Annotated in this window: 12 protein-coding genes; 9 read left to right on the forward strand and 3 right to left on the reverse strand. The window is 65.9% G+C overall.

What is annotated here, in order from left to right; genetic code table 11:
• Positions 1–24 precede the first annotated feature (24 nt).
• The 3 genes from ACF66B_RS17225 (at position 25) to ACF66B_RS17235 (ending at position 4498) form a co-directional block, all read left to right on the forward strand.
• Positions 25–2637: a pyruvate, phosphate dikinase gene (locus tag ACF66B_RS17225; protein WP_111429757.1), complete on the forward strand. Its 2613-nt coding sequence runs from the start codon at positions 25–27 to the stop codon at positions 2635–2637.
• On the forward strand, positions 2634–3581 hold the full coding sequence (locus tag ACF66B_RS17230; protein WP_111429756.1) for an ATP/GTP-binding protein: 948 nt from the start codon (positions 2634–2636) through the stop codon (positions 3579–3581). The genes ACF66B_RS17225 and ACF66B_RS17230 overlap by 4 nt, the downstream gene beginning before the upstream one ends.
• 245 nt (positions 3582–3826) lie before the next feature.
• Positions 3827–4498 carry a cell wall hydrolase gene (locus tag ACF66B_RS17235; protein WP_392663398.1) on the forward strand — a complete coding sequence of 224 codons (672 nt, stop codon included), beginning with the start codon at positions 3827–3829 and terminating at the stop codon, positions 4496–4498.
• Positions 4499–4502: 4 nt separating this feature from the next.
• Here ACF66B_RS17235 and ACF66B_RS17240 read toward each other — a convergent pair whose 3' ends face one another.
• Positions 4503–5132 carry a CAP domain-containing protein gene (locus ACF66B_RS17240; RefSeq protein ID WP_162683258.1) on the reverse strand — a complete coding sequence of 210 codons (630 nt, stop codon included), beginning with the start codon at positions 5130–5132 and terminating at the stop codon, positions 4503–4505.
• Between the two features lie 190 nt (positions 5133–5322).
• Here ACF66B_RS17240 and ACF66B_RS17245 point away from each other — a divergent pair, with 190 nt between their 5' ends.
• The 6 genes from ACF66B_RS17245 to glmM all read left to right on the forward strand — a co-directional run bounded on the left by ACF66B_RS17245 (position 5323) and on the right by glmM (position 11151).
• Complete coding sequence (locus ACF66B_RS17245; protein WP_111429754.1) at positions 5323–6267, forward strand: dihydroneopterin aldolase; 945 nt, start codon at positions 5323–5325, stop codon at positions 6265–6267.
• Positions 6268–6366: 99 nt separating this feature from the next.
• A complete protein-coding gene (locus ACF66B_RS17250; RefSeq protein WP_111429753.1) occupies positions 6367–7323 on the forward strand; it encodes a dihydroneopterin aldolase in 957 nt (318 codons plus the stop codon).
• Between the two features lie 9 nt (positions 7324–7332).
• Positions 7333–7884, forward strand: coding sequence for a thioredoxin family protein (locus ACF66B_RS17255; protein ID WP_111429752.1), 552 nt, complete (start codon positions 7333–7335; stop codon positions 7882–7884).
• Between the two features lie 230 nt (positions 7885–8114).
• A complete protein-coding gene (locus ACF66B_RS17260) occupies positions 8115–8786 on the forward strand; it encodes an HAD-IA family hydrolase (protein ID WP_111429751.1) in 672 nt (223 codons plus the stop codon).
• Positions 8786–9805 (forward strand): dihydropteroate synthase, encoded by a 1020-nt coding sequence (gene folP / locus ACF66B_RS17265; RefSeq protein WP_111429987.1) that lies wholly within the window; start codon positions 8786–8788, stop codon positions 9803–9805. The genes ACF66B_RS17260 and folP overlap by 1 nt, the downstream gene beginning before the upstream one ends.
• 5 nt (positions 9806–9810) lie before the next feature.
• Positions 9811–11151 (forward strand): phosphoglucosamine mutase, encoded by a 1341-nt coding sequence (gene glmM / locus ACF66B_RS17270; RefSeq protein ID WP_111429750.1) that lies wholly within the window; start codon positions 9811–9813, stop codon positions 11149–11151.
• 22 nt (positions 11152–11173) lie between these two features.
• On the opposite strand, the gene trpE is transcribed toward glmM, so the two are convergent.
• A complete protein-coding gene (trpE, locus tag ACF66B_RS17275) occupies positions 11174–12688 on the reverse strand; it encodes an anthranilate synthase component I (protein WP_111429749.1) in 1515 nt (504 codons plus the stop codon).
• 7 nt (positions 12689–12695) lie between these two features.
• Entirely contained in the window at positions 12696–14561 is a 1866-nt protein-coding gene (locus ACF66B_RS17280) for a peptidylprolyl isomerase (RefSeq protein ID WP_111429748.1), read from the reverse strand.
• Positions 14562–14576: the final 15 nt, after the last annotated feature.

The raw sequence follows: 14576 nt of genomic DNA on the forward strand, positions 1-14576 counted from the left end.
AATTCACGGCTATGCTGCGCTGCAATGAAACCGCAGGAAATCATAAGGGATCCGAATGACGGCGTCGTGAGCCTCGACGCCGGCGGCGCCGTGCGCGAAACCGCGTTCGGGCGGCGGGCGTGGAAGCTCGCCCGGCTGATGTCGCTCGGATTGCCGATCCCGCCGGGTTTCGCGCTGTCCTTCGAGTGTGTCCGTGAGCTCGCCGGTGCGGGGCCGATGCCGGATCTTCCGGGCATTGAAGCGCCCGGGCGCCTGCTGGTGCTCCGGTGCAGCCCGCTCGAACGCGCCTGGGGCGGGGTGCCGTCCCTTCGCAACATCGGCATAGGCGAGCGGAGCCTGCCGGTGCTCGAGGCTCGGTTCGGGACGGCCGCGGCGCTTGACGTCTACCGGCGGTTCATCGGCGAGTTCTCGATGACGGTCCATGGCATGGACCCGGACGATTTCCGCGCGCTCGGGCCTGAGGCGGCAGACGGCGCCGATGCGGTCGCGTTGCGCGGGCTGATCGATGAGATGCTGCAGTTCTACGCCGATGAGGTCGGCGATCCGTTTCCGCAGGATCCGCGGGTCCAGCTTGAGCTTGCGGCGCGTGCCATGGCGCGGATGTGGAATGCGCCGTCTGCGCGCATTCTTCGCGAAGCGAAAGGCGCCCCGGCGGATGCCGGTCTCGGGCTTATCGTGCAGGAGGCGGCTGCGGGTACCGGCGCGGGAATCTACGGCCGGGGCGACGTGCAGCTTGTGGACAGCCGCACAGGCAAGAAGGCCTGCGTCGGTTCCTTCCGGCTGATCGATCCCGAGAAGCCGACGCGGGTGCGCGAGATCCCGCTGGCTGCGCCCGCCGAGGGCGTGCCAACGGACGGGCCGACGCTGGATGAGCTCTGTCCGGAAGCCTTGCGCCAATTGCGGCGGGCGGCGATGCGGACGGCCGAAGGGCTCGGCGATGCCTATCGGCTGCTCTTCGCGATCCGCGCCGGACAGGTTGCAGTGCTGGACGCGCTCCCGGTGCGGCGGACCGCGCGCGCGGCAGTGCAGATTTCCGTCGATCTGGCCAAGAGCGGGGCGATCACCCGGTCGCGTGCGCTGCTCCAGGTCGACCCCCGCAGTCTCATCGAGCATCTTCATCCGCAGATCGCGCCCAATGCCGTGCGCGATGTCTTCGGGCTCGGTCTGGCGGCGTCTCCAGGGGCAGCAACGGGCCGCATCGTGTTCACGGCGGAAGCCGCCCAGGCCGCGGCCGCGCAGGACGAGCACTCGATTCTCGTGCGGGTCGAGACCGGTCCGGAAGATATCCGCGGCATGCACTCCGCCCATGGCGTGCTGACGATCCGGGGTGGCATGACAAGCCATGCGGCAGTGATCGCGCGCGGCATCGGTCTGCCTTGTGTTGTCGGGGCAAGCGATCTGCGCCTCGATTTCAGCGAGCGGACGCTCACGACCTCCGATGGCCGGGTGATCCGGGAAGGGGCGCTCGTGACGCTTGATGGCACACGGGGCGAGGTCATGGCCGGCGCGGTGGAGATGATCGCGCCCGAACTCGGCGGAGCGTTTTCCGAGTTGCTCGACTGGGCCGACACGGTGCGCGACCTCGGCGTGCGGGCGAATGCCGACACGCCCTCGGATGCGCGCACCGCGCGGGAGTTCCGGGTGGACGGAATCGGGCTTTGCCGCACCGAGCACATGTTCTTCGACGAGAACCGGATTGCGGTGATGCGCGAGATGATCCTCGCCAATTCCGATACCGAGCGCCAGGCAGCACTCGACCGGCTCCTGCCGATGCAGCGCGCGGATTTCGTCGAGATTTTCGACATCATGCGCGGATTGCCGGTGACGATCCGTCTGCTAGACCCGCCGCTGCACGAATTCCTGCCCAACGGGCCCGAGGAGATCGCGGAGTTTGCCGAGGCAATGGGCTTGCCGGTCGCTCAGATCACGGCGCGTGCGCGCGAACTTTCGGAGGTGAACCCGATGCTTGGCATGCGGGGCGTGCGGCTCGGGATCACCATGCCCGCGATCTACGACATGCAGGCACGTGCGATCTTCGAGGCCGCCATCGAGGTCAACCGCGATTCGCGCGCACCGGTGGTGCCTGAAGTGATGATCCCTCTGGTTTCCGCCAATCGTGAAGTGGAACTCGTGAAGCGCCGGATCGATGCGATTGCGGAGGATGTCCAGCGCGAGCAGGGGGCGGAACTGACCTACAAGCTCGGGGTCATGGTGGAGACGCCGCGCGCGGCACTCCGCGCGGGCGATCTCGCAGCGACATCCGCCTTCCTGTCCTTCGGCACCAACGACCTGACGCAGATGACCTACGGGCTGTCGCGCGACGATGCCGGGCGCTTCATGCGCGACTACGTCAACCAGGGGGTCTTTCCCGAGGATCCGTTCCATACGCTCGACGTGGAGGGTGTGGGCGAGCTCATGCTGATCGCGGCGAGACGCGGACGGGCGACAAACCCGGGTCTGACGCTCGGGCTTTGTGGCGAACATGGTGGCGATCCGTCCTCTGTGCGGTTCTGCAAAGTGGCGGGCTTCGACTATGTCTCCTGCTCGCCCTTCCGTGTGCCGATTGCACGGCTGGCGGCGGCTCAGGCGACGCTTCTGTCGCGCTCATCCATGGAGTCCGGCGAAACAAGACGATGAAACCACTTCCCGGCGATCTTTCCGCGCTCGCTGCGGGCGGCAAGGCGGCGCTTGCCCGTGTGCTTTCGGCGCTTGAATCCGCACCCGAGGATCCGACGCTTGCGGCGTTGCTCGATGCGGCGGCGGCGGCACCGAAAGGGGTGGTCCTGGGGCTTACCGGCCCGCCTGGCGTCGGAAAATCGACGCTGACCAATGCCTTCATTGCCCGCATGCGCGTGCGCGGCGAGACGGTCGCGGTGATCGCGGTGGATCCGTCTTCCCGGCGATCCGGCGGCGCTCTGCTCGGGGATCGGACGCGCATCGAGACCGACCCGGAGGATACGGGCGTCTTCGTGCGCTCCATGGCGGCGCGGCGGCGGCTCGGAGGTCTTGCCGATCTGACCTTCCCTGCCGCGGTTCTCATGCGGGCGTTGTTTGACCGGGTGATTGTCGAAACGGTCGGGGTGGGGCAGTCCGAGACAGAAATTGCCGATTGTGCCGATCTCGTTGTCTTCTGTGCGCAGCCGGGCTCCGGTGATGCGCTTCAGTTCATGAAGGCCGGTGTCATGGAGGTGCCCGACGTCGTGCTCGTGACGAAGGGCGACATGGGGCCGGTCGCGCGGCGCGCGGCGGCGGATGTCCGGGGGGCGCTGTCGCTCTCGGTCGAGGACGGTGTGCTGCCGTCCGTGGCCATCGTGTCGTCGCAGACGGGCGAGGGGCTCGATGCCGCGCTCGATCTGATCTCGGATCTCGCCAATACGCGCGCTGCAAGTGGTGATTTCAACCGCAAGCGGCAGGCACAAGCCCGGAGCTGGGCCGAGTCACGTCTGGTCGAATCATATGGAATAGTCGGTCTTGCTGCGATTCAATCGCAACTGACTTGTATCGACGAGTCGTTCACCGCGATCGCGCGTCTTGCGACGCCCGCGCGGGAGGCGATACAGAGAATCGTAAAAAATCTGTAAATAGACATAGTTCCGGGTCGAGGATAAAGTTGGTAAACGCGTAAAATGCGCGAGAATCCGCTTGTCCGTGCCGCAAACGTGGACTCACACCCTCTCCATCTGCCAATTCCAGCGTGAACGAAAATCATGCTGCGGTGCAGCAAGGCTGGGATGCGGCCCTATATGGGGGCCGATGATGGAGTGGGGACATAATATTGCGGTTTACTCGGTTTTTACGTTGTTCGGCGCTGATCGGCTGTTGTGCGGTGGCGCTTTCCCTCCTTCCCCAGATGTCCGTCACGCGTCCGGCCCAAGCTGAAGCGATTTCAGGGGCGATGCCCTATTCCGGCATTCTCGCCGCGCTCGCGCGGAACCATGATGAGGATGTCGCGGTGCTCCGTCCGCGTCCGCGTGCGCAGAACACGGCTCACGTGACGATGGCGAGCCGCAGCGTTGCCACCGATCTCCTGTCCCTTCGGCCGCTGAAGACCGCTTCGGCGATCGACGCGCTGCCGAGCGTGAAGGGCGATCAGCAGTGGAACTGCCTAGCGCAGGCGATCTATTTCGAATCCCGTGGCGAACCCGTTCCCGGGCAGGTCGCGGTTGCCGAGGTCATTCTCAATCGCGTCGATTCGCCGCGCTATCCCGACACGATCTGTGGTGTCACGCACCAGGGGGTGGTGAAGGGTCGCAGGGATTGCCAGTTCTCCTACGCCTGCGACGGCCGCAGCGACATGATGCGCGACGGGGAAGCGCGCGAGCGGGCTGGCAAGCTCGCCGCGGCGATGATCGCGGGTCGGCCGCGCACGGTCACGGATGGCGCCACGCATTTCCACGCGCTGCATGTCCGCCCCGGCTGGGCCCGCCAGATGACCAAGACCGCCGCGATCGGTCACCACCTCTTCTATCGCCTGCCGACGCAGACCGCCTCCCGCTAGGTCTTCAGTCGGCGAAATCCTGCACAAGGTAGAAATCGCCGCAGGCCGGGCCGTTGGGATCCACACCGATCCCGGCCCCGAGGCGCACGAACTTGCTCGATAGCAGCGATTTCCGGTGCTTCGGCGATTTGAGCCAGCGGTCCACGACCTGCTGGGCGAGGCTCGCGTAGGTGTGGATGGGGACGTTTTCCCGCGTGTCCCCATAGGTGAAGGCGCAGCCGGAGTGGTTGACCGAAATCGGTCGGCCGAGCAGGCGGTAGACCTTGTCCATGGCGATGTTTTCTGCGGCAAGCCGAAAGTCGACGTCCTGCCGCTTCATCCGCTGCTTCAGGTCCTTTTGCCCGCGCACCGGCAGGACATGGCTGTGTGTCTTGAGGCGCGCCATGTTGCGGGCATGGTCGCTTGCGGCCTTTGCGAGGCGCGGGTCCGCTTCGAGCGGCGGCCGGCCATGCTGCTTCCGCGCCGCGTTGGAGAAGAGCAGGACGGCCTCGTTGAAGAGTTTCTGGTCCGGCGTTGCGGTGGATATCGGCTGATCGAGGCGCTTCGGAACCGGATCTCCTGCGGAGGCGAGGCCCGGCAGCACCCCCATGAGAGCTATCGCCAGACTCAGGATCCAGGCGTGTTGATTGCGCATGGTGCTCCCTCCCGATATCGGCCCTGCAAACGCCCAGGAGGGCAAGGGGCCGGGTTTCGTGGGCGCAGTCTGCTCGGGGAAGGTTCTTTCCCCGTTAATGCGGCCAGAATTCAGCGCGATTGCAGCCGGGCAGGGTTGACGCCAGCACCCCCTTCGCTCCAATGGGGCCTGGTTGAAGGGTGGACCTGCCATGGATGATACCGAGACTGTCTTCGGCGCACTGCATCTGCGTGCGTCTGCTACGCATTCCGGAGTGCTGACCGACCGGATCTCCGTGCGGGACTATGTGCGTCTTGCCGAGATCGGAGCCTTTGCCAGCGAGCGTGGCGTCGAGCAGCGGTTGCGGTTCAACGTGGTGCTCGAGGTCATGCAGCACGCTGCGGCCGTGGCCGACGATGTCGATCAGGTGGTTTCCTACGACACGATCACCTCTGCGATCGATCGCATTCTCGACGCCGAGCGCCTCGACCTTCTGGAAACGCTCGCGGAGCGCATCGCGCGCGGCTGCCTTGCAGATATTCGGGTGCTCCGCGCGTTTGTCCGTGTCGAGAAGCTCGACCGGATTCCCGGGGCGCTCGGGGTGGAAATCGTCCGCAGCCAGATCGGGGCCGAGACGCCGCGTCTGCATGCGCGCGCGCCGGAGCCCGATGCGCCGCCGAGCCATGCCGATGTACTGTTTCTTGGCCGGGATGCTCTCGATGGCCCGCGGGCGGCGGCGTGGCTCGATGCCGTGGTGACCTGCAGCCGGCCAGTGATCATCTGCATCGGGGCGGACCAGCCTGTCGCGGCGGCGCGCAGCAACAAGTCGCGGCGCATCGGCTATCTCGAGATCGAACAGGCGGCGCTGGCCCTGGCGGACCGGGATGCGCGCTTCGAGGTGGTTGCATCGCGGACCGAGCTCGACTGGGCGATAGAGGCCGGGCTGCATCCGATATGGGCGCCCGCGCGGATGATCGAGGCGGCACGGGATCCCGCGGCACCGGACGCATCGCGCCCGGTTGCGCTTGCGGACTGGTTGTCTCGGCGACTGGACGGGCGGCTGCTGATCGCTTCAGCCGAAGCGGCTGCGGATCTGCCTGAAGACGCCGGTGCTCTTCGCCTCGATCCGGCCCGTCCCGGGCTTCCGTTGCCCTGAGGTGGGATCCGGAGCTGGCGGGATGCCTGCGAGAGTTGCAATACGTTCACATTTCGTGATGATGTGTTCTCGTGTCTGCGCCAGCACCCCGGAGGATCCATGGACGAATTCCTGAGCAGTTTCGGTCTTCCGGACGTGAGTTCGCGAGTTCTGCCGATGGAAGGCTCTCTGGATCGCATTTCCGTACGCGAGTTCCTCCGGGAGGCCCATATCGGCAATGCGACGTCGGGCGAGGCGGATGCCGTTACCGTGCGTTTCAACATCGTTCTGGAAGTGGTGCACAGCGCAGCTTCCGAGACGGATGCGATGGAGCACGTGCTGTCCTACCGCACGATCGTCGATGCAATTGACAGTGTGTTGGAGAAGGGGCCGTTTCCCCTGATCGAGGCGCTCGCCGAAGGCGTGGCGAGGGCGTGTCTGGCGGATGCGCGTGCCGTGCAGGTCCGCGTTCAGGTCGAAAAGCTGGGTGGCGAGATGGGCGCCGCCGGTGTCGAGATCAAGCGGCGCCGGGCGATCCCGGAGCCGCGACGACTGATGAATGTCCGGCAGGCGCCGCTCGAACTGCGCGCCGGACCCAGACCTTTCGTTGCCTACCTGCCTGCCTCGACGCTATCGGGTTTGCGGGGAAATGACTGGTGCAATGCGCTCGCGGAGTGGACCTATCCCTGCGTGATCTGTGTTGCTCCTCTGGTCCCACAGCCGTCGCCGGCCAGCAATGCCCAGCTCAGGATCGGGCTGCTGGCGGTGGAACAGGCGGCGTGGGCCCTTACGGACCATGATCCGCGGTTCCAGGTAGCCACGACACGGGCCGAGATCGAATGGGCGCTTGCGAGCGGGATCAAGCCGATCTGGGCTCCCGACGATATGCTGGCCGGGGCAAAGGCCGCGGATCTGCCCGATGCAAGCGATCCGGCCGGGCTTGCGGCGTGGCTCGCACAGGAAATCGGTGGCGAACTGCTTCTCCTTGGAGAAGCGGAGTTCGGTGATGACGAAGACGAGATTGATTGCCACGCCCGAGCGCCGGAAGAGCTCGTCCGTCTTGCCGCCGCAGGATAGGAGCTTCCCATGGCCGCCATCCCACCTGTCTGCGATTTCGGCTGGAGGGCCGTTGGGTTCGCGTTGCCGGATACCGAAGGCCGGCTCTGGCGTCTCGAGGACCTGAAGGGGCCGAAGGGGCTCCTGCTGATGTTCATCTGCAACCATTGTCCCTATGTGCTGGCAATTGCCGACAAGCTGAGGGCGGAAGCCGAGGATCTGAAGGCTCTCGGTATTGGCGTCGCGGCGATCTGCTCCAATGATGCCTCGGCCTATCCTGCGGACAGCTTCGAGAAGATGGGCGAGTTCGCGCGGGCGCATCGCTTCTCCTTTCCCTATCTGCACGATGCGGATCAGGTCGTGGCGCGCGCCTATCGCGCGGAGTGCACGCCGGATTTCTTCGGCTTCAACGCGGATCTCGAGTTGCAGTATCGCGGCCAGCTCGATGACAGCGGCCGCAGGGCCAAACCGGACGCAAGACGGGAGCTCTACCCGGCCATGCGCCAGGTTGCTGAGACCGGCCATGGCCCGGAGGCTCAGACAGCATCGATCGGCTGCTCGATCAAGTGGAAGGCGGTTTGACCTGCCTTCTGTCATGCCACTGCCCTGGGTCGTGACACGCGCGCACCTCGAGAAGCGATAGCGGCCAAAGGAGGTATTGCCCCGAACTCCCTCCGGGCCTACGTGCTTTGGCTGAAGGGGCGCTGAGGCACTGCGATCTATCTGGAAGCCGAGAGCCCTTCTTGCACTCTGTCCGTGAAATGGCTTGGGGAGTCTGAAGTCGTGTTCTGTTTCAGCAAGGTTGGCCGGTAATGGCCCGGATCGTTTTCGACCTCGACGGCACGCTGGTTGACTCGGTGCCGAGCCTCGCCGCCGCGGCGAATGCGCTGCTCGCGGAACTCGGCCGTGATCCGTTGCCGCCAGCGCAGGTGATGGGATTTGTCGGCAACGGGATCTCCAAGCTTGTCGAACGGGTGCTCGCGGCCACGGGCGGCGTGCCGGGCGTGGGTCATGAGGCTTGCCTTGCGCGATATCGCGAGATCTACTTTGCCGATCCCGTGACCGGTACCGAGGCCTATGCGGGCGTTCGCGATGCGCTTGCCGCCCTCGCGGCGGATGGCCACGGGCTCGCCGTCTGCACGCAGAAATCCAACGCACCGGCCGAGGCGATCCTGACCGCGCTCGATCTGCGACCGCCCGTCGATGGGTTTACCGGTGGCGACAGCCTCGATGTCCTGAAGCCGGATCCGGCCATGCTCTGGCATGCCGCGGATCAGCTTCCGGAGGGGCCAGTGGTTTATGTCGGTGACAGCGAGACAGATGCCGCAACCGCAGCGGCGGCCGGAGTTCCCTTTCTGCTCCATGCCAGGGGCTACTGCCACGTGCCGCTCGACAGCCTGCCCGCCGTGGCGATCTTCGAGCATTTCGACGAGTTGCCGGGGCTGGTGCGGCAGGTTCTGGGGGCGGAGCCGGAACGCGCATGATGCCGATCTGCTTCCGCCCTCTGGTCCGGAGCAACGGACCGAGGCCGCCCGAGGCGCTGTCCTTGGCCGGAGGGCCGCTCTGGTTCGACAGTGTCGCGCTGCATGAATTCGGTCAGGCACCAAAGTTCGCGCCGGTTTCGGTCCTTCCCGAAACCGTGCGGCTGCGCCTTACCGCGCCTCGCGCGCAGATCTGTGGCCTTGGCTTCGAGCGGCCGCGCCTCATGGGCATTCTCAATGTGACGCCGGACAGCTTTTCCGATGGCGGGCGGCATCTCGCGCTCGAGGATGCGCTCGCCCAGGCGCATCGTGTGGTCGAGGGTGGGGCGGACATCATCGACATCGGCGGGGAGTCGACCCGGCCCGGGGCGGACGAGGTTCCCGAAGCGGAAGAAATCGCCCGCGTGGTGCCGGTGATCCGTGCGCTTCGGGCCGGTGGAATTGCCGCTCCGGTTTCGGTCGATACGCGCAAGGCCGCTGTTGCGCGCGCGGCCTTCGAGGTCGGGGCGGATCTCTTCAACGATGTGTCGGCCCTCACGCATGACGCCCACAGTCTCGGTCTCGCAGCCGAGCGTGGCATGCCTGTCTGTCTCATGCATGCCCGCGGCGATCCGAAGACGATGCAGGACGCGCCGGAATACGATGACGTCCTGCTCGAGGTCTATCACGCCCTGGAGGGCATGGTTCGGGCAGCCGAGGCTGCGGGCATTTCGCGCTCCCGGATCCTGGTCGATCCGGGCATAGGCTTCGGCAAGACGCTGGAGCACAACCTTGTCCTGCTGCGCAATCTCTCGATCTTTCACGGGCTCGGCTGCCCGATCCTGCTCGGGGTGTCGCGCAAGCGCTTCATCGGTACGATTGCGGGTGAGGCCGCGCCCGATCGGCGGATGCCGGGGTCGATCGCCGTGGCGCTCGAAGCTTTGCGGCAGGGCGTGCAGGTGCTACGTATTCATGATGTGACAGAAACCCGGCAGGCCGTGTCTCTCTGGGAGGCCCTGAACGGGTTCACCCAGGAGGCTTGAGGCACATGGCACGGCAGTTTTTTGGCACCGACGGTATACGTGGGCGGGCCAACGATCATCCCATGACCGCGGATCTTGCACTGCGGCTGGGGCAGGCGGCAGGGCGGTATTTCCGCACCGGCGATCACGGACACCGGGTGCTGATCGGGAAGGACACACGCCGTTCGGGCTACATGCTTGAAAACGCGCTGACCGCGGGTTTTACCTCCGTGGGCATGGATGTCTTTCTCGTCGGGCCGGTGCCGACGCCTGCAATCGGGTTGCTCGCGCGCTCCATGCGCGCCGATCTCGGCGTGATGATCTCCGCCTCGCACAATCCCTACGAGGATAACGGCATCAAGTTCTTCGGGCCTGACGGGTTCAAGCTGTCGGATGCCGCCGAGGAGGCGATCGAGGCTGCAATGGCGGAGGCGCCCGGGCTCGCCGAACCTTCGGAGATCGGCAAGGCGACCCGGATCGACGATGGCCGCGGGCGATACATGGAATACGCGAAGACCACGGTGCCCCGCGGGCTGCGGCTCGACGGGCTGAAGATCGTGGTGGATTGCGCCAACGGTGCGGCCTACCGGACGGCTCCGGAAGTGCTCTGGGAGCTCGGTGCCGAGGTGGTGAAGATCGGGGTCAATCCCAACGGCTACAACATCAACAAGGATTGCGGATCGACCCGCCCGCAGGCCGCGATGGAGGCGGTCTGTGCCCATGGTGCCGATCTCGGCATCTGTCTTGATGGAGATGCCGACCGTGTCCTCATCATTGACGAGAACGGCACGCTCGCCGATGGCGATCAGTTCATGGCGCTGATTGCCGAGCGCTGGGCTGCGGCAGGGCAGCTTGCGCAGAACACGCTGGTTGCGACCGTCATGTCCAACCTCGGCCTCGAGCGCCACCTGAGCGGGAAGGGGCTCCGCCTGCTGCGAACGGCTGTCGGGGATCGCTATGTGGTCGAGGCAATGCGCCGCGGCGGCTACAACCTCGGCGGCGAGCAGTCGGGGCATATCGTGATGACCGATCATGTCACCACGGGTGACGGTCTGATCGCGGGGCTGCAGTTCCTGGCGGCCATGGTCGAGACCGGGCGTCCTGCGAGCGAGCTCGCGCGCGTCTTCACCGCCTATCCGCAGGTGCTGACCAATGTGCGCTACCACAAGGGGGCGGCGCCGCTCGAAGCTGCAAGCGTTCAGGCCGCGATCAAGGCGGGTGAGGCGCGGCTCAATGGCTGCGGGCGGCTGGTGATCCGCAAGTCGGGCACGGAGCCGCTGGTGCGGATCATGGGCGAATGCGAGGATCCTGCGCTGCTCGACAGCGTGATCGGCGAGATCGAGGCGGAAGTGATGCGCTTCGCCTGAAGCTGGCGAAGGGCGGGCGGCTTCAGTTGCCGCCCGCGCGTGTGCCCAGAAACAGCACCGCATCCTTTGCGGCTTGAAACAGCGCTTTCGACTTGTTGACCGTTTCCTGGAACTCGGCCTCCGGCACGCTGTCATAGACGACGCCACCGCCCGCCTGGACATAGAGCGTGTCATCCTTCACCACCGCGGTGCGGAGCGCGATGCAGATGTCCATGTCGCCGCCGGCGGAGAAATAACCCACGCCACCGCCATAGACACCGCGCTTCTCGGTCTCGAGCTCGTCGATGATCTCCATGGCGCGGACCTTGGGCGCGCCGGAGACGGTTCCGGCCGGCAGCCCGGCAAGCAGTGCGGAAAGCGCATCCTCACCCTCGGCCAGCTCGCCGTTCACGTTGGAGACGATGTGCATCACGTGGCTGTAGCGCTCGATGATGAACTGCTCGTTGGGATCGACCGTGCCGATCCGTGCGACCCTGCCGACATCGTTGCGACCGAGATCGAGCAGCATGAGGTGCTCTGCGCGCTCCTTGGGATCGGCGAGAAGATCCTGTTCGTTGGCAAGATCCTCGGCGGGGGTCGCGCCGCGCGGTCTCGTGCCGGCAATCGGGCGGATGGTCACGCGGCTGCCCTGAACCTGCACGAGAATTTCGGGGCTGGCCCCGATCACCTGGAATCCGCCGAAATTGAAGTAGAACATGTAGGGCGAGGGGTTCGTCCGTCGCAACGCCCGGTAGAGCGAGAAGGGCGGCAGGGCGAAGGGCTGGGCCCAGCGCTGCGACGGGACAACCTGGAAGATGTCACCGGCAACGATGTATTCCTTCGCCTTCTCGACGAGGGCGCTGTATTCGGCCGGCGTCGTGTTCGAAACTGGCTGGACGTCCGCCGGCACGCTCCGTGCGTCGCCTGCCGAAACCGGGGTGCGATCGAGATCGCGCACCGCGTCCATCACGCGCTCGGCGGCCTGCGCGTAGGCTGCGCGCGCCGAGAGGCCGGAATTCGCCCAGGCCGGACTCACGATGGTGACCTCGCCCTTCACACCGTCGACGATCAGGATCACGGAGGGGCGGATCATCACCGCATCCGGCAGGCCGAGCGGATCGGGGTTGATGTTCGGCAGATGCTCGACAAGGCGGATCATGTCGTAGCCGAGATAGCCGAAGAGGCCGGCGGCCATCGGCGGCAGTTCTTCGGGAAGTTCAATCCGGGATCCCGCGATGAGGCCGCGCAGGCTATCGAGGGGATCGGACGTCTCGTCGCTCCAGGCATCGGCATCGAAGCGGGCCGAGCGGTTGATCCGGGCGCTCTCTCCCCGGCACTGCCAGATCAGGTCGGGCTTCATGCCCATGATCGAGTAGCGGCCGCGGATCTCGCCGCCGGTGACGCTTTCGAGCAGAAAGCTGTTCTCGCGCGCCTCGGTGAGCTTCAGCATCAGGGAGACGGGAGTATCGAGATCAGCGACGAGCCGGGTCCAGACGACCTGATTCCGGCCGGCCTCGAAACCTGTGGCGAATGCGTCTGCGCTGGGAAAGAGGTTCATCTGGCTGTCACTGGAAACGGTCGAGGGTGGAATCGATCACGCTCTGATTGAGGCGCACCCCGGCCTCGTCACGAAGCGCCGTGGTGTAGAGCTCCCGCAGGTCGTCATGTGCCTGCTGGGCGAACTGGGCTGACACGGAGGTGCGCAGGTTTGCGAGGCGCTCGTCCGTCGGGTCAGGCGGCGCGATTTCGGTGAGCTGGGCGAGGATCACACGGTTCACGTCATCGACGACGACCGTGCCGTCGGCGTCCGCGGCAAAAATGTCGGCGACAAGGCGCGGCGGCGTTTCGGCAAGCGTGTCGCTCCGTGCCATCGGGCCGGCGTCGTGCAGCTCGGTGCCGAGTTCGGTTGCGATATCGCTCAGGCTCCTGCCGCCGGCGATCTCGTCCTGAAGCGCGGAAGCCTTCTGGCCGAGCGCGGCCGTCAGTTCCGCCGAGCGCCAGTCGGCGGCAATCTGATCACGGATCTCGTCGAGCGGGATCACTGCAGGCGGTTCGACCGCATCCACGCGCAGGCTCAGGTAGGAGCCGTCGGCGAGTTCGACAAGATCCGTCTCCTCGCCCTCGCGCGCATCCTGGAGCGCCTTGCCGAAGGCAGGGTCCGTGGCCACCGGATCGGTCGAGATCTCGGTGTAGTCCATCTTGTCGAGCTGCATCACCGTCTCGTCGGCGATTTCCTCGAGCGTCGCGCCGCCCGCGATCAGATCCTCGATATGGGTGAGATCGTCGTGGATCTGCCGCTGCGCCTCGGCTTGCGCGCGCTCCTGGCGGAGCGTCTCGCGCGCGTCCTCGAAGGGCGTCACCTGAGCGGCGAGGATCGCGTTGATCCGATAGAGCGACGGCCCGAGCGGCGAGGGAACCGGACCGACGATGCCCGGTTCGGCGGGGCCGAAGACAGCCTCGCGCGCATCCGCTGGCAGGGCGCTTGCTTCCACGAGCCCCTGATCGGTGTCGGCGGCAGAAAGCCCGCGTTCCTCGGCGATCTCGTCGAAGGTCGCGGTGCCGGCATCGATCCGTGACTTGGCTTCGGCGGCGTCGGCGTTCGTGCGGAAGCCGATGCGGTCGAGAAGCCGACGCTCCGGCGTGGTGAAACGAGCCTTGCCGGAGTCGTAGGCGGCGCGAAGCTCGTCCTCGGGGACCTCGATGTTCGCGGCGATGCGTTCCGGCGACGCGATCGCATAGGTGATCTTCTGCGTCTCCGGACGGGTATAGGTCTCGGCGTGGGCGTCATGGAAGGCGGCAAGTGCGGCCTCGTCCGGCTCGGGGATCGACGTATCGAGCATGCTCTCGTCGAGTGTGATCCAGCCGAAGCTGCGCATTTCTCCGACATATTCGAGGATCACATCCGTGGCCGCGGCGGGCATGGCGGCCGCAGATGCGGCGCTCGTTGCCAGCAGCCCGCGCGCGAGTTCGCGGCGGATGTCTTCCTCGAATTCACCGGCATTCATGCCGATCCGCTCGAGGCTGTAGAGATACGCGGCCCGGTCGAAGCCGTCGCTGCCCTGGAAGGCAGGGATCTGGCGAAGCTCATCACGCACGGCGTCATCCCCGACGGAGAGACCGATCCGCTCGGCCTCGCCATCAAGTGCCGCGTCGTTCACGAGCTGGATGAGGGCGAGCCGGTCGATGCCATATTGGCGCGCCTCGGACATCGTGAGATTGCGGTCGATCTGTGCCGAGATACGGCGAATCTGCTGATCGACGGCCCGGCCGTACTGGTCCGCCGTGATCTTCTGGTCGCCGACGCGGGCGACGTCCTGGGTCGTGAGGCCACCCCCGACACCGATGCCGAAACCGGCGAGGCCGACCACGAGCAGGACCATGAGGATCCAGACCAGTACGCTGGAGCGCTTGTTTCGAAAAGATCTGAGCATCTGGCGGCCAATCGG

This window comes from Amaricoccus sp. B4 (assembly GCF_043226085.1).
Taxonomy (GTDB): domain Bacteria; phylum Pseudomonadota; class Alphaproteobacteria; order Rhodobacterales; family Rhodobacteraceae; genus Amaricoccus.

Excerpts from the sequence above, each read along its gene's own strand:
- ACF66B_RS17245 (WP_111429754.1), top strand. The coding sequence starts at position 5,323 with ATGGATGATACCGAGACTGTCTTCGGCGCACTGCATCTGCGTGCGTCT.
- ACF66B_RS17240 (WP_162683258.1), bottom strand. The coding sequence starts at position 5,132 with ATGCGCAATCAACACGCCTGGATCCTGAGTCTGGCGATAGCTCTCATG.
- ACF66B_RS17255 (WP_111429752.1), top strand. The coding sequence starts at position 7,333 with ATGGCCGCCATCCCACCTGTCTGCGATTTCGGCTGGAGGGCCGTTGGG.
- folP (WP_111429987.1), top strand. The coding sequence starts at position 8,786 with ATGCCGATCTGCTTCCGCCCTCTGGTCCGGAGCAACGGACCGAGGCCG.
- ACF66B_RS17280 (WP_111429748.1), bottom strand. The coding sequence starts at position 14,561 with ATGCTCAGATCTTTTCGAAACAAGCGCTCCAGCGTACTGGTCTGGATC.
- trpE (WP_111429749.1), bottom strand. The coding sequence starts at position 12,688 with ATGAACCTCTTTCCCAGCGCAGACGCATTCGCCACAGGTTTCGAGGCC.
- ACF66B_RS17260 (WP_111429751.1), top strand. The coding sequence starts at position 8,115 with ATGGCCCGGATCGTTTTCGACCTCGACGGCACGCTGGTTGACTCGGTG.
- ACF66B_RS17230 (WP_111429756.1), top strand. The coding sequence starts at position 2,634 with ATGAAACCACTTCCCGGCGATCTTTCCGCGCTCGCTGCGGGCGGCAAG.
- glmM (WP_111429750.1), top strand. The coding sequence starts at position 9,811 with ATGGCACGGCAGTTTTTTGGCACCGACGGTATACGTGGGCGGGCCAAC.
- ACF66B_RS17225 (WP_111429757.1), top strand. The coding sequence starts at position 25 with ATGAAACCGCAGGAAATCATAAGGGATCCGAATGACGGCGTCGTGAGC.
- ACF66B_RS17250 (WP_111429753.1), top strand. The coding sequence starts at position 6,367 with ATGGACGAATTCCTGAGCAGTTTCGGTCTTCCGGACGTGAGTTCGCGA.